At 41.0% G+C, this 22,669-nt stretch carries 21 protein-coding genes; 15 read left to right on the forward strand and 6 right to left on the reverse strand.

The features are described 5' to 3' along the window. Nucleotides 1-12: 12 nt before the first annotated feature. A complete protein-coding gene (locus GLIP_RS16455) occupies nt 13-582 on the reverse strand; it encodes a paraquat-inducible protein A (protein WP_008845804.1) in 570 nt (189 codons plus the stop codon). Nucleotides 583-761: 179 nt separating this feature from the next. On the opposite strand from GLIP_RS16455, the gene GLIP_RS16460 reads away from it, so the two are divergent. The 9 genes from GLIP_RS16460 (at nt 762) to GLIP_RS22165 (ending at nt 7,527) form a co-directional block, all read left to right on the forward strand. Next, on the forward strand, nt 762-1,292 hold the full coding sequence (locus GLIP_RS16460) for a sigma-70 family RNA polymerase sigma factor (RefSeq protein WP_008845805.1): 531 nt from the start codon (nt 762-764) through the stop codon (nt 1,290-1,292). Beyond that, the gene (locus GLIP_RS16465; RefSeq protein ID WP_008845806.1) at nt 1,289-1,990 is read left to right on the forward strand and encodes an anti-sigma factor; all 702 of its coding nucleotides are present in this window, start codon (nt 1,289-1,291) and stop codon (nt 1,988-1,990) included. The genes GLIP_RS16460 and GLIP_RS16465 overlap by 4 nt, the downstream gene beginning before the upstream one ends. Before the next feature lie 198 nt (nt 1,991-2,188). Then, nucleotides 2,189-3,733 (forward strand): DUF4331 domain-containing protein, encoded by a 1,545-nt coding sequence (locus tag GLIP_RS16470; protein ID WP_226992241.1) that lies wholly within the window; start codon nt 2,189-2,191, stop codon nt 3,731-3,733. 10 nt (nt 3,734-3,743) lie between these two features. Further along, nucleotides 3,744-4,253 carry an Ig-like domain-containing protein gene (locus GLIP_RS16475; protein WP_008845808.1) on the forward strand — a complete coding sequence of 170 codons (510 nt, stop codon included), beginning with the start codon at nt 3,744-3,746 and terminating at the stop codon, nt 4,251-4,253. 144 nt (nt 4,254-4,397) lie between these two features. Next, the gene (locus tag GLIP_RS16480) at nt 4,398-5,507 is read left to right on the forward strand and encodes a tetratricopeptide repeat protein (protein ID WP_008845809.1); all 1,110 of its coding nucleotides are present in this window, start codon (nt 4,398-4,400) and stop codon (nt 5,505-5,507) included. After that, the gene (locus tag GLIP_RS16485) at nt 5,504-6,646 is read left to right on the forward strand and encodes a HupE/UreJ family protein (protein ID WP_008845810.1); all 1,143 of its coding nucleotides are present in this window, start codon (nt 5,504-5,506) and stop codon (nt 6,644-6,646) included. Before GLIP_RS16480 ends, GLIP_RS16485 begins: the two co-directional genes overlap by 4 nt. Before the next feature lie 128 nt (nt 6,647-6,774). Beyond that, entirely contained in the window at nt 6,775-7,020 is a 246-nt protein-coding gene (locus GLIP_RS16490) for a DUF6868 family protein (protein ID WP_040523312.1), read from the forward strand. A 1-nt stretch (nt 7,021) separates the two neighbouring features. After that, nucleotides 7,022-7,336 carry a hypothetical protein gene (locus GLIP_RS16495; RefSeq protein ID WP_040523314.1) on the forward strand — a complete coding sequence of 105 codons (315 nt, stop codon included), beginning with the start codon at nt 7,022-7,024 and terminating at the stop codon, nt 7,334-7,336. A gap of 17 nt (nt 7,337-7,353) precedes the next feature. After that, nucleotides 7,354-7,527 (forward strand): hypothetical protein, encoded by a 174-nt coding sequence (locus GLIP_RS22165; RefSeq protein ID WP_008845813.1) that lies wholly within the window; start codon nt 7,354-7,356, stop codon nt 7,525-7,527. Between the two features lie 90 nt (nt 7,528-7,617). On the opposite strand, the gene GLIP_RS16500 is transcribed toward GLIP_RS22165, so the two are convergent. Continuing rightward, the gene (locus GLIP_RS16500) at nt 7,618-9,786 is read right to left on the reverse strand and encodes a M3 family metallopeptidase (RefSeq protein WP_008845814.1); all 2,169 of its coding nucleotides are present in this window, start codon (nt 9,784-9,786) and stop codon (nt 7,618-7,620) included. Nucleotides 9,787-10,202: 416 nt separating this feature from the next. Between GLIP_RS16500 and GLIP_RS16505 the strand changes: the two genes are divergently transcribed. Further along, nucleotides 10,203-10,772: a hypothetical protein gene (locus GLIP_RS16505; RefSeq protein ID WP_008845815.1), complete on the forward strand. Its 570-nt coding sequence runs from the start codon at nt 10,203-10,205 to the stop codon at nt 10,770-10,772. Between the two features lie 13 nt (nt 10,773-10,785). Here GLIP_RS16505 and GLIP_RS16510 read toward each other — a convergent pair whose 3' ends face one another. The 3 genes from GLIP_RS16510 to thpR all read right to left on the reverse strand — a co-directional run bounded on the left by GLIP_RS16510 (nt 10,786) and on the right by thpR (nt 12,887). Next, nucleotides 10,786-11,388: a histidine phosphatase family protein gene (locus tag GLIP_RS16510; protein ID WP_008845816.1), complete on the reverse strand. Its 603-nt coding sequence runs from the start codon at nt 11,386-11,388 to the stop codon at nt 10,786-10,788. Between the two features lie 15 nt (nt 11,389-11,403). Further along, nucleotides 11,404-12,258 (reverse strand): formyltetrahydrofolate deformylase, encoded by an 855-nt coding sequence (gene purU / locus GLIP_RS16515; RefSeq protein WP_008845817.1) that lies wholly within the window; start codon nt 12,256-12,258, stop codon nt 11,404-11,406. Between the two features lie 98 nt (nt 12,259-12,356). Then, nucleotides 12,357-12,887, reverse strand: coding sequence for an RNA 2',3'-cyclic phosphodiesterase (thpR, locus tag GLIP_RS16520; protein ID WP_008845818.1), 531 nt, complete (start codon nt 12,885-12,887; stop codon nt 12,357-12,359). 23 nt (nt 12,888-12,910) lie between these two features. Between thpR and hrpB the strand changes: the two genes are divergently transcribed. The 3 genes from hrpB to mrcB all read left to right on the forward strand — a co-directional run bounded on the left by hrpB (nt 12,911) and on the right by mrcB (nt 19,956). Next, the gene (gene hrpB, locus GLIP_RS16525; protein ID WP_008845819.1) at nt 12,911-15,406 is read left to right on the forward strand and encodes an ATP-dependent helicase HrpB; all 2,496 of its coding nucleotides are present in this window, start codon (nt 12,911-12,913) and stop codon (nt 15,404-15,406) included. A 156-nt stretch (nt 15,407-15,562) separates the two neighbouring features. Further along, the gene (locus GLIP_RS16530; protein WP_008845820.1) at nt 15,563-17,524 is read left to right on the forward strand and encodes a M12 family metallo-peptidase; all 1,962 of its coding nucleotides are present in this window, start codon (nt 15,563-15,565) and stop codon (nt 17,522-17,524) included. Between the two features lie 131 nt (nt 17,525-17,655). Next, nucleotides 17,656-19,956, forward strand: coding sequence for a penicillin-binding protein 1B (gene mrcB, locus GLIP_RS16535; RefSeq protein ID WP_008845821.1), 2,301 nt, complete (start codon nt 17,656-17,658; stop codon nt 19,954-19,956). 16 nt (nt 19,957-19,972) lie between these two features. Here mrcB and GLIP_RS16540 read toward each other — a convergent pair whose 3' ends face one another. Then, nucleotides 19,973-20,761, reverse strand: a complete 789-nt coding sequence (locus GLIP_RS16540; RefSeq protein WP_008845822.1) for a hypothetical protein — start codon at nt 20,759-20,761, stop codon at nt 19,973-19,975. Between the two features lie 284 nt (nt 20,762-21,045). Between GLIP_RS16540 and glnK the strand changes: the two genes are divergently transcribed. Beyond that, nucleotides 21,046-21,384: a P-II family nitrogen regulator gene (gene glnK, locus GLIP_RS16545; protein ID WP_008845823.1), complete on the forward strand. Its 339-nt coding sequence runs from the start codon at nt 21,046-21,048 to the stop codon at nt 21,382-21,384. Nucleotides 21,385-21,405: 21 nt separating this feature from the next. Then, nucleotides 21,406-22,665 (forward strand): ammonium transporter, encoded by a 1,260-nt coding sequence (locus tag GLIP_RS16550; protein ID WP_008845824.1) that lies wholly within the window; start codon nt 21,406-21,408, stop codon nt 22,663-22,665. Nucleotides 22,666-22,669: the final 4 nt, after the last annotated feature.

Here is a 22,669-nt window from a genome sequence, read left to right on the forward strand (position 1 = left end):
AGGCAACTCATTTTATGTTAATTTCGTTTGCTGCATTCCTTGGCTTGCAAAATGGGTCCCTAATAGGGATAGCAGACAATAACCTGCAAAATAGTAAAATCCTTGCCCAGCGTTTGATAAAGTTTGAGTGCTGATATCTAAAGATAATTTAAATCCAAACACTGCAAAATTGTGGGTGTCAGCAGTTTCCGCGTGATTTGTGGATAAAATGGCTAAAAAGACGGCAACCACAAAAACATCTGCCATTGACCATTTGCCGATACTGGCGACAATCTTTAAAAATGTTTTTTCTAATTTTGTTCCGGGTTGAAAATAGGCTAAAGAGACCATGGTTGTTTTTAAAAGAGGGATTCCTACTGAAAACAATAAAATAAGCGCCGCAACTAAAATACGCTGGTCGTGCCATAATTCATCAATTGTAGCCATAATTGACAACTCTTTATCGACTATATTTGAACTCAGTGTCGATCCCGCCAAAGACGCTGCCATCTCCATATCGAGTGAAAACATCGGCAATAAAATACCGGGAAAAAATAGTCCTAATGCGAGAATATTTAGAGCAAAACCAATATGTCGTTTCAACGTGCTATCCTATAACTTAATTCATAGTGCGGACAAATATACCCTAATCATTTTTGAATTCAGGTGATCTTTTCAAAAAACTATTGGTTTTTTGTAAAAGTTTTTGCATCCAAAATCAGTTTTACTGCGTTTAATATATTAGGAAAGATTTACAGCATGCTTAAAACGTTAGGAAATCCATGGACCATGAACAACATCTAGGTCTGCTTAAAAAGGTTGCCGTTGGCGACCGAGCGGCCTTTCAGAAACTGTACGAAGCGACGAGTGCACAGCTTTATGCTGTTAGTCTTAAAATTATGCAAAATCGAGATCTGGCAGAAGATGCTCTGCAAGAGGCATTTATTCGAATTTGGCACAATGCGCAGGAATATACACCTGCAAAAGGCAAAGTATTGACGTGGATGATTAGTATTGTGCGTTATCGATGTTTTGATGCACTGCGCTTTAATAAAGTCAGACAAGGAAATGGTCTAGAACAGGAAGAGGTTTTAACCAGCGACGATTTCGTTGAGTTAACCGAGATAGAAAAGAAACAATTAGATTTTTGTATGGACGAATTGGAGAGCAAACAAAAACAAGCTATCCATTTGGCATTCTTTGGCGGATTAACCCACCAAGAAGTGTCAGCGCATATCAACAGTCCACTGGGGTCCAGCAAAAGTCTTATCCGTAGAGGAATGCAGTCACTTAGAAGGTGTTTAGGACTATGAATTATCTCCAACAAGAAACCAAACACGCGCTCGCAGCCGAGTTCGTTCTGGGAACACTACATGGTTCTGCTCGAGCGAGATTCAGACAGCTTATGGTGGAACATTCGGAGTTGGCCGATACGGTTAACCAATGGGAGTCCTATTTCAACGATATGGCACTGCATCTCAACCCTATTGTGCCCGATGATTCAGTGTGGGAAAAAATTCAAGCGCGTTTAGATAACGCTAAAATTAAATCTGCAGATGATAACGTGGTTTCGTTACCTCAGAAAACGAATAATTTTTGGAAAGGCTTATCTGTGTTGGCAACTGCTGCTGTGGTTATTTTGGCAGTGTTATTGGTTAAACCTATTCAACAACCAGTGGAAGACAGTATACAGTTTACGGTTGTTACAGATGAACAAAACACTCCATTGTGGTTAATTGAAATATTTACTCAAAAAATTGAAGCCCAAGCCACCAAAAACGTGCTAGCTAAAGCAAACAATGATTACGAACTGTGGATGGTTCCCAAAGACGGTAGCGCACCTATTTCTCTTGGATTATTGGCACAAACAGGGAAAACGTCTCTACCGAAGAATGCAATTTTCGAGCAAATAGATATTGCTGCATTAGCTGTGAGTCTCGAGCCAGTTGGTGGTTCACCTAATGGATCACCTACCGAGGTGCTTTACATCGCCGAATTGGCAATCTTGTAAAGCCACTAAGTAGAGTATTAAAGACGGGCATTTTACGCCCGTTTTTTTATGCCTGAAATTTTATTTAACATTTCTTTAAAGTATTTGCATCCAAAAGTGAAGCTGGGCCGTTTCAATTAATACGATGACACCAAATAAGAGGAAAATGTCATGAAAAAGCAACTGAAAACGTTCAGTTTAAGTATTATCGCCACCGCTATGGTCAGCCACAGTGTTCTAGCTTCGAGTCACCGAGAAGCACCAAATGTGACTCGATTTCCAACAGTAGACTCGACCGACTTCTATGCATTTAATAGTTACGAAGATGGTCGAGGAGATTATGTTACTTTGATTGCTAATTACATTCCCCTTCAAGATGCCTATGGCGGACCTAACTATTTTGCAATGGACCCTCATGCTGTTTATAGCATCCATATCGATAACGATGGTGATGCCGTTGAAGATATAACGTTCCAATTTCGTTTCACGTCTTCATTACCTAACGACAACCAAGGTGCTGCTTTAATGGTTGGCGCTGAAGGTGAGCAAAAGGCTGTTGGTGTACCACTTAAAAATATTGGCCCGATCAGCGCCTCAAATCAAACTGCTGCAAACTTTAGCGAAAGCTATACCGTTACTATGGTATCTGGTGCACAAAGCACTGGTACTGCAAGTGTCGTTACCAATGCTGATGCAGGTACGGACACATTTGCTAAACCGCTAGACTATATTGGTAACAAAACCTTTACCGATGCAGCCACTTATTCAGAATACGCTGACAGCTTTATCTATAGTGCGTCTATTGCGAATTGTGAACAGATGGCTAAGGTATTTGTTGGACAACGTAAAGACCCATTTGTGGTTAACTTAGGTAAAACTTTTGACTTGGTGAACTATGTGCCTGTTGAAGGTGATAGTGCTCCGGGTGCTGACGATGGTTCTGGTTTTCCAGGGGGAATTACCCAAGACGATGCTAATGATGACTTAATGGATAAAAACGTTACATCTATTGCCATTGAAGTACCTAAAGCATGTATTACTGGCTCGGGTAATGGCAGTGTAGGTGCGTGGACTACCGCGAGTTTACCGCAAGCACGTATTTTGAATCCAGATGCGAGTTTTGCTAACACTGAAGTTAACGGTGGCGCTCTAACGCAAGTATCTCGCTTAGGTAACCCTTTGGTTAATGAGCTAGTGATTGGTTTAGCAGATAAAGACAAGTTTTCTACTGCGCATCCGAAAGATGATGGTCAATTTGCTGATTATGTAACTCATCCTACATTACCAGAATTATTGAATATTTTATTCAAAGATGCCGTGAACACTACATTGGGTACGTCTATTGAAACGCTTGCTCCTACTAATTTCCCAAGAACGGACTTAGTAACTGCGTTTTTAACAGGTTTCCCAGGTGTGAACCAGTTAGCTAATGTGACTGCATCTGAAATGTTACGTTTAAATACTGGCATTGCTGCTGTATCTGCTGATCAACAATCTGCGTTTGGTGTAGCCGGTGATGATTTAGCAGGGTTCCCAAATGGTCGCAGACCAGGTGATGATGTAGTTGATATTGCATTACGTGTAGTGATGGGGCGCTTGTGTTATCCGGTGCCTGTTGCAGGCGAAGATACTGACTTAGGGTTATGTACTCCAGAAGATGCAAGTGTTGGTAACGTGCCATTTACCGACGGTGCACCATTGGATGCCAGCATGATGATGACTTCGTTCCCTTATTTAGCGATGCCATTACCTGGCTCAGAGTAAGGAGCTAATAATGAATATTCATATGCTTAAAACATCTTTATTAGCTGTGTCTACAGGCGTGCTTTTGAGTGGTTGTAATTGGGGAGACGATGATGACGCTCCCAAAGGTAATACAACACCAGTAGCAATCTCTGAAGACTTAACAACACAAGCTGGTATTGCCATTATGGATCAGGTCACAGCGACGGACGCCGATGGACAAAGCTTGAGCTATATATTGGTAACCGAACCTACGCTGGGCATGCTTACGCTAGAGTCTGACGGGCAATTTACCTATACCCCGAATCCAACCGTTACAGGGATGGATAGCTTTGAGTTCAGAGCCTCAGACGGCGAAGCAAAATCTATGGTCGCGACGGTGAATATTACCATCGAAGCACAAGTAGTCAGTTTTGCTAGTTATAGCCGAGCAGCGTTCGCTCAACAAGAAACTGACGAGCCGCTTCCAACCAATGGTAGAGAGTTTACACAGGACGTGACTTCTCCAGATGCTTATGATGATCTAATCGATAATCCATAGCAGACGGAGCAATCCAAAGCATTGTCTAACCACAATGCCATACGCTTTGCCACGGATGGCACTTTTACCTAACACATTCGTAATTGGCCTGAAAAACGTTAATCTTCAGGTCTTTTAAAATAATTATTTATAGGTCGCTCAACTATGCACTTCAGCTCAATAATACGTTTAACTGCACTTGGTTGTTTGTTATTTTTCACGCAAATCGTTTACGTGAATGCAAAGCCATCAAGTCCAAGTGCAAATGAAGTCGTGGCGAGCTGGCCCACCTATTCGGCAATGCCGTCAACAGGTTCAAACTTACAAAAAGTGCGTTTTCATTTGCAGCAGGCACAATATCCAGGCAATGGAAGCTTACACTTTTCAATGGCAACACAAGCTTTTAACGGTCTGCCTCAGCGTTCTGCCGAAAGTAGCGAATATTTTTATTTGAAAGCGCGCATAGCACAGCATGAACATAAATTTGAGGAAGCAATAGCAGATCTAAACCAAGCCATAAAACTACAGTACGATTATCCTAGTGCTTGGTTACTTAAGGCAAATCTTCATTTGATTCAGCAACAACATGATGATGCGTTAAATGCATGTAAACAACTAATTGGCAATAGCGCATTAGCGCTTGCTACAGTTTGTTCGTTAGAAGTATCCAGTTATCAACAGGATAATCTAGCTGAACGATATCGCTTGCTTAAGCGTCAATTTTCCGCAGATTATTTCGTCGTGAACGAACAAAGCAAAGACGCCGATATATCTGCGCAATTATGGTTTGAACAATTAGCCGCAGATATGGCGTTGCGTCTACAGCAATATGAGGAAGCACAGGGCTGGTTATCTAGTGACAATTTAACAGAAAAACCGCTTAGTTATATTGTGCTGTGGGCAGATATTCAGATTGCGCAAAGTAATTTCAGCAATGTCATTGATACATTGCAGCCCATCGTTGCGGCATCAGCATTTAAAGATGACGCGCTACTTATTCGCTTAGCGATTGCACAAAAAAATTTAGGTGCACATAGTAATACCAAGACTGATTGGGTCTATTTATCCAAACAACGGATAGAACAACGAATCGCTCGAAAAGACAATTTTCATGCTGCAGATATCACTCGGTTTTACTTATGGATCGAGCCTCAACCAGCGCTAGCGCTTAAGTGGGCTCAGCGAAATTATCAACAAGCTAAGATGGATGAAGATTTGCGTTTGCTACAACAAGCTCGCGCCCAATATGAACAAGCTGAAGGAGCGGGCAAATGAAACGTGTATTAACCATATTATTTATTTGTTTCATTGTCTGTTTCAGTTTACTTCCGGCGGCTCATGGACATCAGTTGAGCACTGGTTATTTAAGTCTTAACGTTTCTGAATCTCAATCGAATAAGCTAGATGGACAATTACAAGTTAGGCTTTTTGATTTGGAAAGAAGTGTAGGTTTAGATAAAAATCTCGATGGACAACTTTTATGGCGAGAAGTCACTGAGAGGCAAGCACAAATTGAAGCATATTTGCTGTCGCAATTTATCATTTCCTCTGGTCAAAATCCGTGCGCCATTTCAATCTCGCCCACGCTGCAAACCGACATGCATTTTGATGAAGGTTATTTAGTAGCTAATCTTCAAGCTGAGTGCAAAGGTGATATTTCACAGCAACCCCTAGCTATTCAATATAGTGCGGTTTTTAGCGAAGATGCAGACCACAAACTTTTGGTAAACGTGACAGGATTTGGGCAATCAACCTCTGAATTAATCAGTGGAGTCATTGACCTCGACAGTCAACGATTAGAATTTGCAGCCAACCAAAGCCATGCTTTTGATACTTTTGTAACCTATGTATATCAAGGTATTGTGCACATATTTATTGGTTTAGATCACATTTTGTTTTTAGTTGTATTGATGATGAGCTGTGTACTTTATCGTGACGATGGAAAATGGCACTCGCGCCCCAAGTTATCTGGTGTACTTAAGTCAGCAGCGTGGATCGTAACCGCCTTTACTTTGGCGCATTCTATTACCCTTACTGCTACAGCAATGAATTGGATTTCACCAAGTAGTCGATGGGTAGAGTTTGGAATAGCCATCTCGGTATTATTAACCGCACTTAATAATTTAAAACCGATAATTATTAAGTTGGGATGGATAACCTTTGGTTTTGGCTTAATTCACGGTATGGGCTTTGCCAGCGTATTATCAGAATTGGGATTGTCAGCGCAACATCAGGTGTTGTCCATACTGGCATTTAATCTCGGCGTGGAATTAGGGCAGTTGGCCATTTTGGGTATTGTCATTCCACTGTTTTTTGTTTGTAGACACTACCAACTTTATCGTTTACTGGTGTTAAAGTTTGGTTCGTTGGCAATTGGTTTAATCGCATTAAACTGGGCTATACAGCGTTTTTAACCCGCAATTTAAGGGGGAAAGGTGTACAGCTTTTCTCCTTTATTTTCACTCCCTTTGAGCCAATCTCTCGCGGAAAACGCGACAAACCTGTATTCTAACAGATGTAATTTTGGGAAAAGGCATCTGTTATGACACTCCAACAATTGACTGAACTTCTGGGATGGGCAGCGTTGATCAACATTGCTTATTTGTTATTGGCGACATTCGTTTTGATGTTTTTCCCAAACGCGATAATGTCGCTGCATAGCAAGCTTCTGACGGTAGATAAATCAAAACTTGCGCCTATGTATTTTAATTTCTTAAGCATCTATAAAGTCATGACATTGGTCTTCATCATATCGCCATACTTAGCGCTAAAGATAATGGGTTACTAAAGTGCAGAGACAGAAGAATGTTTACCGTTTAGCCATGCTGATAATAATCGTATTTCAATCGAGACAGCTTTCCCTCGCAAATGATCTGGATTACATTAGCAATCAAGAGGATTTGCTCGTCGCTAAAGGAGAGCCTTCTGAGCAGTGGCAATTTGAAGATCAAGGGGCATTGTTTGAACATTATTATTACCAGACTGAAAACGCGTCGTTTCTAATTGACCAAGAAACTGGCTTGATCTGCAAGCAATATCAAGGAAAGTCTAGAGGGAGCTGCTATCCTTGTGAAAAAGATCAAGTTTCAACAAAATGTCCTTAATGTAAACAGAGGTGTGTATGACAAAAACAGCTAAATATCTCTTATTATCTGCGTTATTTTGCTTAGCGTTGTTGTGTTATTTTGTGGGGAGTGTAATAGGTGCAATTGCATTTATTGCTTTGGGCTTATTACTAGAAATTGCACTTTGGGTTGGTATTTTTAAATCCTCTAAAAAACACTCTCATAGTTAACTTATTTGCATTTTGATTAGCTAAAAAAATAGCACTTAAAAAGTGCTATTTTATTCATTATATTGTGTATCGCTTATTTTATCTTAGCGCTTATTTGACCGGAAAGCCTCGGTCACGCATTAATGCTTCAACGTTAGCATCTCTGCCTCTGAATAATCGATACGCTTCAGCTGGATCCATTGCATTGCGAATAGCAAATAAATGTTTCACTAGCTTTTTACTCAACTCTTCATCATAAAAACCACCCGGCGCTTCAGCAAAAGCTTCTGCCGCATCAGAAGTGAGTACTTCAGCCCACATATAACCGTAATAGCTTGATGCGTATCCTTCGCTGCTAAATATGTGACCAAATTGCGTACTGCGGTGACGCATTACCATTTCTTCAGGCATACCTAGTTTTGTCAATTCAGCTTTTTCAAACTTTTGTGGATCGATAACTGCCGGATCGGTTGTATGGTACAGCAAATCCATGATTGCAGACGCCATGTATTCCGTTGTCTTAAAGCCTTCGTTGAAGGTTGAGGCTTTTTTGATTTTAGCCACTAATTCTTGAGGAATAGGTTCGCCAGTTTTGTAGTGCACCAAATAGTTGTTAATTACTTCGTCGGTGGTTAACCAACGTTCTAGCAATTGAGATTGGAACTCAGTGTAATCACGTACACCTGAATGTGATGTTGGGTAAGCCACTTTTGCTGATAAGAAGTGCAACGCATGACCAAATTCATGGAAGTATGTTTCTGCGTCATCCCAAGATATTAACGTTGGCTCGCCTTCAGGGCCTTTCACAAAGTTAGAATTGTTTGAAGACAGTACTGTTTTCTTGCCATCATACGTAGTGTAACTGCGATAGGTCGTTGCCCAAGCACCAGAACGTTTACCTTTTCGAGAGAACGGATCTAAATACCACAAACCTATGTGTTCACCTGTTGTTAAGTCGGTCACTTCCCACACTTTCACATCAGGGTGAAATACCGGTACTTTACCTTCTTCTACTGGCGTGAACTCAAAGTTAAATAGGCGGCCTGCCACGTAAAACATCGCTTCGCGAAGCTTATCTAACTGGAGATATTGCTTAACTTGATCAGAATCTAAGTTGTACTTTTGCTTACGTACTTTTTCAGCGTAATAGCGATAATCCCAAGGCTCTATTGTAATGTCTGCGCCTTCGGCATCCGCGACTGCTTGCATATCTTTTACTTCTTCTTCAACACGAGCAATGGCCGCTGGCCATACTTTCTGCATTAACTCCATTGCATTTTCAGGGTTTTTAGCCATGCGATCTTCAAGTCGCCACTGCGAATAATTATCGTAGCCAAGCAACTGCACACGCTCATGCCGTAACTTCAAAATTTGTTTAATTAACTCATTATTATCAAACTCATCAGCATTGTTACCGCGACTATAGTAGGTTTCCCATACTTTTTGGCGAAGTTCACGTTCGTCAGAGTATGTTAAAAACGGATCCATAGAAGAGCGAGTATTGGTGATAGCATATTTGCCTTCTTCACCGCGTTGTTCTGCGGCAGAAGCTGCACCAATAACAAATGACTCGGGTAAACCCGAAAGTTGCTCTTCGGTGATATACAACACATAGTTTTCTCCATCAGCCAATACGTTGTTGGCAAACTTGGTTTGTAAACTTGCCACCTCTTGGTTGATTTCTGCATATCGCTTCTTAGCTTCACCTTCTAACGTTGCGCCATTACGAGCGAATCCATTGTATGTTAACCAAGTAACACGTTGCTGTTCTGAATTCAGCGTTTTAAATTCGTCACCTTCATAAACCGCTTTTACACGTGCAAAAAGTTTTTCATTTTGATTTATTTTCGAACTAAAGGCTGAGATTTTTGGGACCATCTCAGCTTGTATCTCACGAAATTCCGGACTGTTTTTATTTGAACTCCAAATTCCCCAGTAAGTGAATACTCGGCCTAATTCAGCACCAGATTTTTCTAACGGTACTATGGTGTTTTCAAAGGTTGCAGGTTCAGGGTTATTGACAATATCTTCGACTTCAGCAAGGTTGATTTCCATTCCTTTTTCAAGGGCTGGAACAAGTAGCGATAAATCCATTTTGTCGAAAGCGGGCACACCGCCATATGGACCTGAATATTCAGCAAGTAACGGGTTGGTTTCTTGCTGCACCTTTTCAGCCATGGCCGATTTATCTTTCGTTTCAGTTGTAGGGGCGTTCTGAGAACAGCCACTCAATGCTGCAATTAACATTGCGCTTGTCACTGTTAGGGCAAATTTTTTCATTTAATTTTTACCAATTCTTAATGAGATTGTTCTGTCATTTTATAAGTTTGAATGTATGCCTTATGCTAGGCATTGCGAGCTTATACTAATCTTTGGTGTCGAAACTACAAGTGGCAAACGTTAATCTGCTGATTAATAGCGTCTAGAAACCATTACATGCTGAAAGCAAAACCTTAAATTGTAATTCAGGTGTAACTCTATTGAAGTTGATGAACAAATACTTGATTGCAAAATATTTTGAATGTATTTGTGTATCGTTTAATTCCTATTAAGCAATTGAAATATTGTTGTTTATATAAAAATAACTACGACAAAACGTATTTATTAATATACCTACTATTGGTGTACGTACCTTATAAGTGCAATTTGTTGGGTATTATTTAATCAAGTTAAATAACCCGAACGAGTTAACCGCCATGTTCAAGTATTTATGTTTATTGATGACACTAATTGGTAGCTACTGCCAAGCAGAAGAATACGTTGTTTCTAAAGGAGTTAACTGGTTAAAAGGGGTAATGCCTGAATCCACTTCGATTGAGTTTAATAAATCACGCATCAAGTTTGACGGGTGTCGTCATCGTGAGTATGAACTTTCTTTTGTTCAACCGCTGAATAAAAGTTTAGCGCTGGAAGGCGGAGTGAGTTATGCAAGAGGCAAACTTCAATGGGGAATTAACGATCAAAAAATTAGTCTGAAACGTTATTCGCTTTTACCACGTTTTACGATAAATCATAAAATGAGTGTTAGCGCGGGATTAATATTGCAGTCTGCACCTGAATTTACCACTTCTCAAGGCTTAGACATTAATTTACCACAAAGCAAAATTTATATGGTGAGCAGTCGTTTCAAAGGTATTCGCAATGATCATCAGGTTGATATTGCCTTGAGTAGCCATCATTGGGAAGCAACAGGTGAATTTGGTGGTATGTTTGACCGCGGCTTAATTGATAACAAAGTTAACGTTAACTATTCAGCATTTTTCTAAGTTAAGCTAGTTTTTAAACCGCAGCTCCGGCGACAGTCTTGTGGCGTAAATGGCTGATATCGCATAACATTTCTATATTTTCAAAATCGCTTTTATCCATTTTCGTGACACAGGTATTTTCGATCCCAGATTGCGTCAAACGGGCTTCATCGATATTCAATATTTCGATTAAAATATACTTGAGTACAAGTCCGTGAGTTATGACCATTAAACTGTCTGGTGTGGCTGCTGCGTGCTCAACAATGTGTTGCCAAGCACGTTCAACTCGCTCTCCAAATTGCTGAAAGCTTTCGCCATTCTGTGGTTGATAATCAGGTGCTAAAAAGTCAAATTTTATTTGCTTCCAAGGGCTTCCTCTTAAATCACCTAAGTTGCGTTCCTGTAATAGCTCCGACAGTACCAGTTCACAACCTAAGCGTTGATGAATAGGTTCTGCGGTTTGTTGAGTACGCGTATGGTCGCTACATAAAATCCGTGAAATTGGCAGGTGTTGGTAGGCATCTGCCAATTCACTCGACTGTTGATGACCTTGTGCAGATAGCGGTGTTTCCGGTGTCTGCACCACTCTATTGCGATTGCCATCTGTTTCACCGTGGCGTACTAGATAAATAGACATGCTAAGACCCTATACTCACGCAAATACAACCGTTTTATTTTTGTGGATAATTACTCTGTCTTGTAAATGGTATCTGACACCGTTAGCTAATGCTGCTTTTTCACAGTTCTTACCTTTTCGAACCATGTCTTCTGCAGAATCACTGTGACTAATGCGAATCACCTCTTGTTCGATAATTGGCCCTTCGTCTAAATCTTTAGTCACATAGTGACACGTTGCCCCTATCAGTTTTACACCACGATCGTAGGCTTGTTGATAAGGTTTAGCACCTGCAAAAGAGGGTAGAAAACTATGATGTATATTAATCGCTTTGCCGGCCAATTTTTGACACAAGTTATCAGGTAATATTTGCATGAAGCGCGCAAGTACCGTGAGATCAGCCTGATACTCCTCCAACAGTGCTTCGATTTGAGAGAAGGCAACTTTTTTATCTTGGTTTTTAAAATCTACCCAGTGAAACGGCACTCGATACCAGTCTGCAAATTGTTTCATTTGCGGATGATTTCCGATAATGCATGGAATTTCGCAATCGAGTTCGCCGCTATGCCATCGATGTAAAATATCAATTAAACAATGAGATTCGTGGCTTGCTAACAATGCCACTTTTTGTTTTTGTAGGGAGTCAGATATTTTCCATTGCATAGCAAATTGCTTGGCGATGGGTTCAAAGGCTTCTTTGAACTTATCCAGAGTGAGCTTCAACGTATCTGTTTTTATCTCATGGCGCATAAAAAAACGACCAAGTTTAGCGTCTGTATGATGGCTAGCTTCTACAATAGTGGCTTGCTGATCGGCTAAAAACTGACTTACTGCAGCCACCAATCCAACTTGATCTGGGCAATCGATTACCAATCTAAAGGTTTGTTGCATGTCTAAACTTCTCTTATTTTGTCGAACTTAATCTATTTCTTCTATTGTGCTGTGCCATGAGTGAAAAGGTAAAGCACTTATTGGAATTAGATAAAAGTTTATCTTGGACGTATGGATCGAATTAATGGCCAACTTTGCCGAATGGGATATTGCACGCCAGTCCTACCACTCACAGATTCGAACAAATGTAGTTGATCTAGATGAATTTTGAAATCCGGCGTTAGTATCGGTGCTGGAGGATTATTTTGAGCCTTTCTTACCAATGTAATGTGTGGAAAATATTCTCGTACAGGAATGTTCAAACCGACTTGTTGTGCGAATTCAGTTAAGCGCTTACTGATATGCAACATGGGGTCAGGTACGTGGTCAGCACCTAGCCACAGTATTTTAGGTTTCGACCAGTAACCCATATTATCGAAATGCAGTTCAAATGGCCTGAATTCCGTATTTTCAATCTTTGAACAAAGTTGATCCAATTGCTGTTCGGTGACCTGACCCAAAAACACACTGGTAATATGAAAATTTTTAGCAGGGACATTCTGTTCAAATCTAGGTAACGCTTTGTTACGCCAATCATCGATCGCAATTTTTGTCTGAGGATCTAAATCAAACCCTAAAAAGTAGCGCATTGAAACTCCAGCAACGATAGAATGTGTTGATTATAGAGGAATTTTGGTTTGACCGCGTGTTACCTGTAGAAAGTTGCTGGCCAGCATTAGAAAAAAACATTGTAGAAAAAGACGTGATTTTAATCGCGCCGCCTGGAGCGGGCAAGTCTACCTATTTGCCGTTAAAATTGCTGGAACACAGTAAATTTGCCCAACAAAAATTAGTGATGTTGCAGCCTAGACAAATTGCCGTAACGTCAATTGCACGGTATTTGGCGGAGCAACTTGGTGAGAACGTGGGCCAAACAGTAGGTTATCGAATGCGTGGTGAGTCGAAAGTAAGTGATCACACACGTTTGGAGATAGTGACAGAAGGCTTACTCACTCGAATGCTGCAAAAAGATCCGGAATTGAGTGGCGTTGGGCTAATTATTTTTGATGAATTTCACGAGCGTAACGTACATGCTGATTTTGCGTTAGCCTTGTGCTTAGATGTTCAAAGTGCGCTGCGTGATGACCTGCGACTATTAATAATGTCTGCGACTTTAGATGCTTCAGCGGTCTCTAAGTTATTGCCAAATGCACATCAACTTGAAAGTCTTGGTCGGAGTTATCCCGTAGAAATACAATATAGGCCACAACACAAAAAGTTATCCCTCGCTCACCAAGCCATTGCCGTCATTGAAGAGGCACTAGATGCTCACGAAGGTGATATTTTAGTGTTTTTACCCGGTGCAAAACAGATTTTAGCGACTCAGCAACTGTGTTTACAGCGTTTGGATAGCAGCGTAAAAACCCACACATTATTTGGACAACTGGATAAACAACAACAGCGACTTGCTATTCAACCAGCCCAATCAAATACACGCAAAATTGTGTTGGCAACCAATATTGCTGAAACCAGCTTAACCATTGATGGTATAAAAGTCGTGATCGATTCTGGTCTGGAAAATGTTGCCTCTTTTAATTGGCAAAAACGCCTTGAACAACTTACCACCAAACAAATTTCTAAAGCATCGGCTACTCAGCGAGCGGGTCGTGCCGGGCGTTTATCACCGGGCAATTGTTATCGATTATGGTCAAATGATACGCAGCAACGTTTGATCTCTCATCGCCCTCCGCAAATACTAGAAACCGACATCAGTGGCTTTTATTTAGAAGCGAAAGTATGGGGTAGTGAACTTACTGAGTTGCCGTTATTAGACAAACCCAGCCGTGCTCAGCTTGAATATGCAAAGTGGGGGTTAACATTATTAGGCGCGATTGACGCGAACGATAAACTGACGACTTTAGGTAAAGCGTTAAATAATTATGGATGTCATCCGCGTTTAGCCAGGATGTTGGTAGTAAGTCAAAATAGCGATCATGTTCAACAATCTCTAGCTTGTTTATTGGTTGCAATGCTTGAATACCGTGCAATTACAGAGCTAAAACAGCAAACCCTAGTACACCAACACCTGGGTTACTTGTTAACTCAGCTAAATCATCCAATTTGGACACAGGCAAAGCGATGGGCAAAGCGCTTAGGTTGCGATTGCAATGGAAAAAAATTAAACATTGAGAATAGCGTACTAGGGAAGCTACTTTGTATCGCGTTTCCTGATCGCATTGCTCGGCTTCGAGATAATGGTAGTTATCAGTTAGTGAATGGTACTGGTGCTACTTACTCACATTTTGGCGATATCTATACAGAAGCGAAAAGTGATTGGATTGTTGTGCCCAAACTCACAGTAAGTGAGCATGCTGATGCTTTTATTCGTTTGGCTGAGCCGATTGAAGAAAGTTTGGTTCATGCGTTGTTTGACTCACATATGTTAACTCAAAACGAATATAGTTGGTCTTCATCGCTTAACAAAGTCGTTGCTCGACAGATAAAAACTTTTGGTGAAATTAAATTACAAGAAAAACAAATCGAAGCATCTGACATGGCTCATTGTCAATCAATTATCGTTGCTCAAATTCAACAGCAGGGGCTTTCCTTGTTTAACTGGAATGATGTGGTTTGGACACATATATATCGGCTAAGATTGGCTGCTAGACTTGAAGTTGATGGTTGGCCCGATTTTTCTGAATCTGCTTTATTGCAAGAATTAAACGAATGGCTAGTTCCATATTTAAATGGGGTTGTTAGCCTAAATCAGTTGCAGAAACTCGATTGGGCTAACATATTTAACAGTCGTTTAAGTTGGGAGCAACAAACCCACCTTAATAATTTTTATCCCACCAAGATCAAAGATGCTGCCGGGCAGGCATGCAAATTAGTATATTCTGCCGATGGCCAAGTTGAAATGCAGGTGAAAATGCAGCATATGTATGGTTATCAAGACTCACCTCGTATCGCCAATGGTCAAATCCCAGTGACCTTAACCTTATTATCGCCTGCCGGTAGAGCTTTGCAAAAAACCCAAGACTTAGCGGGGTTCTGGCAGGGAAGTTATGGGCAAATTCAAAAAGAAATGAAAGGTCGATATCCGAAGCATTTCTGGCCCGATAATCCCGCAACTGCTCAGGCTACTACCCGTGTTAAAAAATATATGTAAGTGTGTGTACTAAACTTGAAACTATTTTGTGCATTATTTCATCTAGTTACCTTGTTTTTTGAAAAACATTCTAGTGATGCCTAGATAATCGACGATACTATAAATTGCGTGAACGCCATCACTCGCCCATTTCGCTCTTTTAATGAGGTAGTAATAATGCAAATTTCTATGAAGCCATTGTCGCTTTTGAATGCTCTTCTATTGGTTGTCATTTCAATAGTCGGTATGCTTAAAGCCAATGCTCAACCGCTCCATGATCTCTCTATATCAAACTTAAATGAAGCTAGGTCTCAAATTTCTAAAGATGCTAAGGCGCCATTACAGACTAAATTGAATCTTATCACCGTAAACCAGCAGTACAACTTTACATTAACTGAAAATGCCGGCTTGCTCTCAGCAAAGTTGAAGTCGACACTACAGCCTAATATTGAGTTATACAAAGGTGTACTTGAGAATGTAGCAGGCTCTTGGGCAAGATTTAGTGTGCTTAATGGCATTATAACCGGGGCATTTTTTGATGGTTCAGAAATGTATTTCGTTGTTCAAAAAAATCAAATTGATGCCGATGTAGGGCAGCTAAACATGCTCAATAGCCAATCGGGTAATTTGGTTGTTTATAGCGTTTCAGACGTGAGCCACAGCGGTACTTGCGGTTTAGAAAATCATGCTTCTCACTCCGCGTTTAGTTTTGATGCCTACATTGAACAGTTGAATGAAATGACGAGTGAATTGGCAAGTAAAGAAATGTTGTTATCGCTGACCGCAGATGTCGAATATGCAACGACTAGTGCTGTTGATCCTGCAGATGAAATGCTGGCTGAATTGAACATAGTTGACGGCATTTTTTCAGAACAAGTGGGCGTTAAAATAAGCGTAAATGAGATTCGTATACTTACTGACAATGGCCCCTTGACCTCTACTGATTCAGAAGAATTGATAGTGGCCTACCGTAACTATGTCACTAATAGCTACAATAATCCTGGAGCTAGCCACTTATTTACAGGAAAAGATCTCGATGGCGGTACAATCGGAATTGCTTATGTGGGAGCCATCTGCAACGAGTTTGCTATTGGACTAACTCAACGTTTTGGGGCTAACACAGCTCTGGTGACGGCCCATGAGTTAGGACACAACTTTGGTGCACCCCACGATAATCAATCTGGATCTGCTTGTGTGGCCACGCCGGGTATTTATTTAATGAACCCCAGTATTAATGGTAGCGATCAGTTTTCAGACTGTAGCTTGTCGCAAATGGCTCCCTTGGTTAATTCCGGTGCGTGCTTAGTTAGTGTGGATGCTCCGGTTATCGTTTCAACACCTAACACCAATGCTGTGTATGGCGCGCCTTACAGCTATGATAGCGATGGCAAAGTAGAAGCAACGGGGTCAGGGCAAGGTAGTATCAATCTAGATTTTGGTCCTGAAGGAATGACAGTTGGTAGTGATGCGCTAGTGAGTTGGACACCCACTGAGAGTCAACTTGGAACACACGCAGTACAAATAACAGTTTCAACTATCTACGGCAGTGATACGCAAAATTTCGACATTACAGTTACAGAGCCACTCACATTTTTTAATTTTACTGGAGTTAATGGTTCTGCTTATGGAAATAACCAAGATGGCGAGGGGCAAGTGGGCTTAGGCGCTAACAACCAAGGAGTCGTTTTACAAGGTAATCGTTGGATTAAAGTGCCGTTCAACTACGAAATTCAATCGGATACTGTTTTAGAATTCGATTTTATCAGTTTGGATGAAGGCGAAATCCATGGCATCGGATTTGATGATGATAATAATGAAGAGCCAGGAAGAACATTTCAAGTTCATGGCACAGAAAATTGGGGCATAACCGCTTCTGAGTATAGTCAACCCGGACAACTGCAACGTTTTGTCATACCTATAGGTGAGTTTTACACTGGTACGGTAAATTATATGTTCTTTGTCATGGATAATGATGCTACGAATCCTGTCTCTAATAGCGGATTTAAAGATATTCTATTATATAACAGCAGTTCATCGAACAGCGAAAACGTATCGACAAGTAACAAGGTTGAAAACTTCAAGATCGACTTATCTCCTGAGTTCACGAAGAAAACTCAAACCGCGGACGAAACCCACTAAAATAACTGGCGGGAGCTTTTTAGTAATAAAGAGCTTCCGTTTTTATTCTCGATCCAAATTTGAGCCGCTTTGGTTGCACTGATATACTCGCCTTTTGAAAGCTAACCTAACCAAGATCCTCTATTTCATTCATGTCTGTAGCACAAAAGTTGAATCCCATGCCCTGGTTCCGAAAGTATTTTTGGAAGTTGGCGATCGTTCTTATCATCGTTACAGGTGCTTATCTGGCGTACCTTGACGCTGTGATTGCGCATCAGTTTTCTGGAAATAAATGGCAAGTACCTGCGCAAATTTATGCGCGGCCGTTAGTGTTGAGGTTAAAAGAAGAAATTACGAGTAAAGAAATTATCGAAGAGTTGACCTTATTGGGGTATCGACGAGTTGCCAATGCGTCACGCACAGGGGAATATCAGTACAGCAATAATCATTTTGAAGTACATCGTCGAGCATTTCATTTTCCAGACGGATTTCAAGCAGAAACTGCGTTATCACTTACTGTTAAAGCTGGACGCGTTTCAAGCATCATTAATCTCAATAGTCGCCAACCAATAAATAGCTTTCGTTTAGAGCCATGGTTAGTGACTCGCTTAATAAGTGAAGGCAAAGAAGATCGTATGTTGGTGTCTTTAGGGCAAGTGCCTAAAGAACTCGTTGAAGCATTGATTCTGGTAGAGGATAAAGATTTTTATCAGCACCATGGCATCGCTCCGCTTTCGATCTTAAGAGCACTCATCGCCAATATTTCCGCCGGCCGTGCAGTTCAAGGGGGAAGTACATTAACGCAACAGTTGGTTAAAAATATGTATTTAACCAATGAAAAATCGATAACACGCAAGGTGAAAGAAGCCATTATGTCAATTCTGATTGATGCTCGTTATAGCAAAGATCAGATTATGGAAGCCTATCTCAATGAAGTGTTTTTAGGACAAAATGGGAATACAGGGGTACATGGTTTTGGTTTGGCCAGCTACTTTTATTTTGACCGACCTTTAAACGAATTGAACTTGGAAGAAATGACGACCTTGGTTGGTATGATAAAAGGGCCGTCTTACTACAATCCAAGACGCTATCCCGAACGCGTCATTGAACGCCGAAATCTAGTATTAAGATTATTATTTGAAGATGGAAAAATTACCAAAACAACCTTTGAGCAATTGTTAGATAAACCTATTCAAGTCGCTACAGGCGCGACTCTGGTTAAAGGTAAACATCCCGCGTTTATGGACAGAGTAGGACGTGAATTGCGGACCATCTTGGATAACCCGAATATTCGTGATTCTGGAGTAAAACTGTTTACTTCACTTGATTCAAATGCCCAAAGAAAAGCCGAATCGGCACTTTCTAGTGGTTTAATTAATATTGAAAAACAACGCAATCTAGAAAATCTACAGGCGGCCATGGTGGTCACTGAAATTAATAGCGGTGAAATCCGTGCAATGGTTGGGGATAGAAATACCAGCTACAGTGGTTTCAATAGAGCGTTAGATGCGAAGCGTTCCATTGGTTCGTTGATTAAACCAGCCATTTATTTAACCGCGCTAGAGCAACCAGAACAATATAATTTGGCCACGCCATTATACGATGACCCAATACAATTACCCAGTGAAGGCGGCGAAACTTGGGAGCCACAAAATGCGGATAAAAAATTTCGTGGACAAGTTCCCTTGTACACAGCGTTAACCCAATCTCTGAATGTTCCAACAGTTAGTCTTGGAATGGAATTAGGTTTAGATAACATTACCCACACTTTAAAACGTTTGGGTGTGACAGAACCAATAACTCAGTATCCTGCACTGACGTTGGGTGCGTTAGATTTATCGCCGATTCAAGTAAATCAAATTTATCAGGCAATCGCTAATAATGGAGTTCAGATCCCGTTACATACCGTTAATGCTATTATGTCTTCTGATAACCAACTCATGTATTCATTTTCTTCAGCACCTTCCCAGATTATTGACGAAAAAGTAGCTTATCTGATGAACTACGCACTGCATAAAGTGACATTAGAGGGGACAGCGAAACAAATTAGACGACGATTCCCTAGTATCAATATGGCAGGGAAAACCGGTACCACCGATGACTACCGTGATAGCTGGTTCAGTGGGTATGATAAGAACGTATTGGTGACGAGTTGGATTGGCACTGATGATAATAAAAGTACAGGGTTAACGGGCGCAAGCGGTGCACTGCGATTATTTTTGGATTACCAATTATTGCAAGAGCCTAAATCTTTAGTTAGACGCTTTCCACGAGGATTAGGGATAGCCCACTTTAATCCGCAAAGTGGCAGAGCCACTCAGCCAGGATGCCCTACCAGTATGAGTTTGCCGGCGATTCTGGAAGTACTACCCAAACGTCCAGAAAAATGTGATACCAAAAATCCCAAAATACAGGAGCGTAAAAGTTTCTGGGAAAGGTTGTTCGGAAATTAATCTGAAATAGAGATAATTAACGAAGATTGTCTGCTGGTAGCGGCTTTTTAACGTGTTTATCAATATACGGAGCTAAGTCAGATTGCTTACTACAATCCATTGTTGTACCAGACGTAAATCGTAATACGGTTAACAGGGTTTTGTTCACGGTAGAGCTGCAATCAACTCGTATTGTGTTACTTTCAACAAGCTTTTCATCTTCGGTTTTAAACGGGTCAATTTCTGGCAAGTTCAAGTCGGGTGAATTCTTTTGCTGACGATATCGTTGAGCCTCTTGCTCGGCCAGTCGCTGATTCGCTTGCGCTGAATAATTCTGCAAATGTTTTTGTGCAAGATCTCTGGAGGTCATTATTGGTGTGTTCGACTGCTTTTGATTGGCATTCTCAGTTTTTTCAATTGGTGGGTAATCAATTGCTGGCAATTGATCCTTAGCGGTTTCCTCTTTCGTTAATTGTTCTTCTTGCGGTGCGCTATCGATAACCTCATCAATTACTTGTTCTTTTTGCTCTGAAAGGATTGGTTGTTGTATTTGTTCAACTTCTTCGTTTGTTTCATCAATACTTGGAGGCGCTTCGCGCTGTTCTGTATCAGTCAAATCTTCCGGTGATTTCGGTTTCGGAAAAAAAATCAATTTAGCTTTTATAGCAGCGTGATCATTTTCACTTTTTTCGGCAATTCGAATACGATCTTGAGACAGCAACCACCAACCAATCAGTCCATGCAATAAGATAGATATCAACATGACTTTTAATAGCGATTTACTTCCTACTGGTGGGGAAATAGTTTGTTGTCGTTCAAAATCCAAAGGGGGGTGTTCCAGTATTTATAATTGTGAAACTGATTCGGAGAATAGACTTGTTCGTGACTAATTTAGTTCCATGGTGATGCCAGCTTTCTCAAAACTCAATTCAATTACCATAACGGTGCAAAAAACTCGTTTTGCACTATAATAGTGCGTTAAATGAATGTTAAATCTCTACTTCTTAATCTAAGTGATTGAAAAATATGTGTTTATATTAGTGGCATAAGACTTGTTTTAGGAAGAGAGCGTTTCACAAAAACAAATTTAAAAACACCGGGAGTAACACAATGAAACTAGTAACTGCGATAGTTAAGCCTTTCAAGCTTGATGATGTTCGCGAAGCCATTTCTGAGATTGGCATTGATGGTTTGACTGTCACTGAAGTTAAAGGCTTTGGACGTCAAAAAGGTCACACCGAATTGTACCGTGGTGCAGAGTACCAAGTAGACTTTTTACCAAAAGTTAAGTTGGAAATTGCGGTTCAAGACGATCATGTTGAACGTTTAGTAGAAGCCATCGTAGGTGCTGCTAAAACGGGCAAAATTGGTGACGGTAAAGTATTTGTATATGACTTAGAGCATGCAGTACGTATCCGTACAGGTGAAACCGACGGCGAAGCCATTTAAGTAGCAGGGCAGGAGAAAATCATGGAAATAACATTTGAACTTGGGTATGCATTAGATACCTTTTACTTCTTAATTTGTGGCGCATTAGTCATGTGGATGGCTGCTGGTTTTACCATGCTGGAAGCCGGTCTGGTGCGTGCTAAAAATACCACTGAAATCTTAACTAAGAACGTTACTTTGTACGCAATTGCCTGCATCATGTATATGGTGTGTGGTTATTCAATCATGTACGGTGGTGATGACTTTACGTGGTTCCTAAGTGGCATTACTGGTGACGGTGCAACAGGTGAAGCTGAGCCGGCTACTTATGCTCCTTCTTCAGACTTTTTCTTCCAAGTTGTCTTTGTTGCAACAGCTATGTCTATCGTTTCTGGTGCAGTAGCTGAGCGTATGAAGCTATGGGCATTCCTAGCGTTTGCTGTTGTTCTAACTGGTTTCATCTACCCAATGGAAGGTTCTTGGACTTGGGGTGGTGCATCTGTATTTGGTATGTATACACTAGGTGACCTTGGATTCTCTGACTTTGCTGGTTCTGGTATTGTACATATGGCTGGTGCTGCAGCAGCACTTGCAGGCGTATTAGTTCTTGGTGCTCGTAAAGGTAAATATACCGCTGATGGTAAAATCAACGCGATTCCAGGTGCTAACTTACCGTTAGCGACTCTAGGTACGTTCATCTTATGGATGGGTTGGTTTGGCTTTAACGGTGGTTCTGTACTTGCAACCGCTTCAGTTGAAAGCGCAAACGCAGTAGCCGTTGTTTTTATGAATACTAACGCAGCCGCTGCTGGTGGTTTAGTCGCAGCGCTAATCCTTGCTCGTATATTGTTTGGTAAAGCTGACCTTACTATGGCCCTTAACGGTGCTTTAGCAGGTTTGGTTGCTATTACCGCTGAACCTTCAACGCCTACTCCACTGCAAGCGACCCTTTTTGGTGCATTAGGTGGTTTGTTAGTAGTTGGTAGTATCGTAGCGCTAGATAAGTTGAAAATTGATGATCCAGTAGGTGCAATCTCTGTTCACGGTGTAGTCGGTCTACTCGGTCTTCTTCTTGTTCCAGTAACTAATCCACTGACTGCTGACGGAGGTTCTTCTTTCTCTGGTCAAATCATCGGTGCACTAACCATCTTCGTATGGGTATTCGTTACTAGCTTAGTAGTTTGGTTAATACTGAAAGCTATCATCGGAATTCGTGTAAGCGAAGAAGAAGAGTTTGAAGGTGTCGACCTTGGTGAGTGTGGTTTGGAAGCTTATCCAGACTTCACCGGCGGCCGTTCTTAATAAC

Origin of the sequence: Aliiglaciecola lipolytica E3, assembly GCF_000314975.1 — a bacterium.
In the GTDB taxonomy this organism is placed as follows: Bacteria; Pseudomonadota; Gammaproteobacteria; order Enterobacterales; family Alteromonadaceae; genus Aliiglaciecola; species Aliiglaciecola lipolytica.

Excerpts from the sequence above, each read along its gene's own strand:
- GLIP_RS16460 (WP_008845805.1), top strand. The coding sequence starts at position 762 with ATGGACCATGAACAACATCTAGGTCTGCTTAAAAAGGTTGCCGTTGGC.
- GLIP_RS16465 (WP_008845806.1), top strand. The coding sequence starts at position 1,289 with ATGAATTATCTCCAACAAGAAACCAAACACGCGCTCGCAGCCGAGTTC.
- GLIP_RS16470 (WP_226992241.1), top strand. The coding sequence starts at position 2,189 with ATGGTCAGCCACAGTGTTCTAGCTTCGAGTCACCGAGAAGCACCAAAT.
- GLIP_RS16475 (WP_008845808.1), top strand. The coding sequence starts at position 3,744 with ATGAATATTCATATGCTTAAAACATCTTTATTAGCTGTGTCTACAGGC.
- GLIP_RS16480 (WP_008845809.1), top strand. The coding sequence starts at position 4,398 with ATGCACTTCAGCTCAATAATACGTTTAACTGCACTTGGTTGTTTGTTA.
- GLIP_RS16485 (WP_008845810.1), top strand. The coding sequence starts at position 5,504 with ATGAAACGTGTATTAACCATATTATTTATTTGTTTCATTGTCTGTTTC.
- GLIP_RS16490 (WP_040523312.1), top strand. The coding sequence starts at position 6,775 with ATGACACTCCAACAATTGACTGAACTTCTGGGATGGGCAGCGTTGATC.
- GLIP_RS22165 (WP_008845813.1), top strand. The coding sequence starts at position 7,354 with ATGACAAAAACAGCTAAATATCTCTTATTATCTGCGTTATTTTGCTTA.
- GLIP_RS16500 (WP_008845814.1), bottom strand. The coding sequence starts at position 9,786 with ATGAAAAAATTTGCCCTAACAGTGACAAGCGCAATGTTAATTGCAGCA.
- GLIP_RS16505 (WP_008845815.1), top strand. The coding sequence starts at position 10,203 with ATGTTCAAGTATTTATGTTTATTGATGACACTAATTGGTAGCTACTGC.
- GLIP_RS16510 (WP_008845816.1), bottom strand. The coding sequence starts at position 11,388 with ATGTCTATTTATCTAGTACGCCACGGTGAAACAGATGGCAATCGCAAT.
- purU (WP_008845817.1), bottom strand. The coding sequence starts at position 12,258 with ATGCAACAAACCTTTAGATTGGTAATCGATTGCCCAGATCAAGTTGGA.
- thpR (WP_008845818.1), bottom strand. The coding sequence starts at position 12,887 with ATGCGCTACTTTTTAGGGTTTGATTTAGATCCTCAGACAAAAATTGCG.
- GLIP_RS16530 (WP_008845820.1), top strand. The coding sequence starts at position 15,563 with ATGCAAATTTCTATGAAGCCATTGTCGCTTTTGAATGCTCTTCTATTG.
- mrcB (WP_008845821.1), top strand. The coding sequence starts at position 17,656 with ATGTCTGTAGCACAAAAGTTGAATCCCATGCCCTGGTTCCGAAAGTAT.
- glnK (WP_008845823.1), top strand. The coding sequence starts at position 21,046 with ATGAAACTAGTAACTGCGATAGTTAAGCCTTTCAAGCTTGATGATGTT.
- GLIP_RS16550 (WP_008845824.1), top strand. The coding sequence starts at position 21,406 with ATGGAAATAACATTTGAACTTGGGTATGCATTAGATACCTTTTACTTC.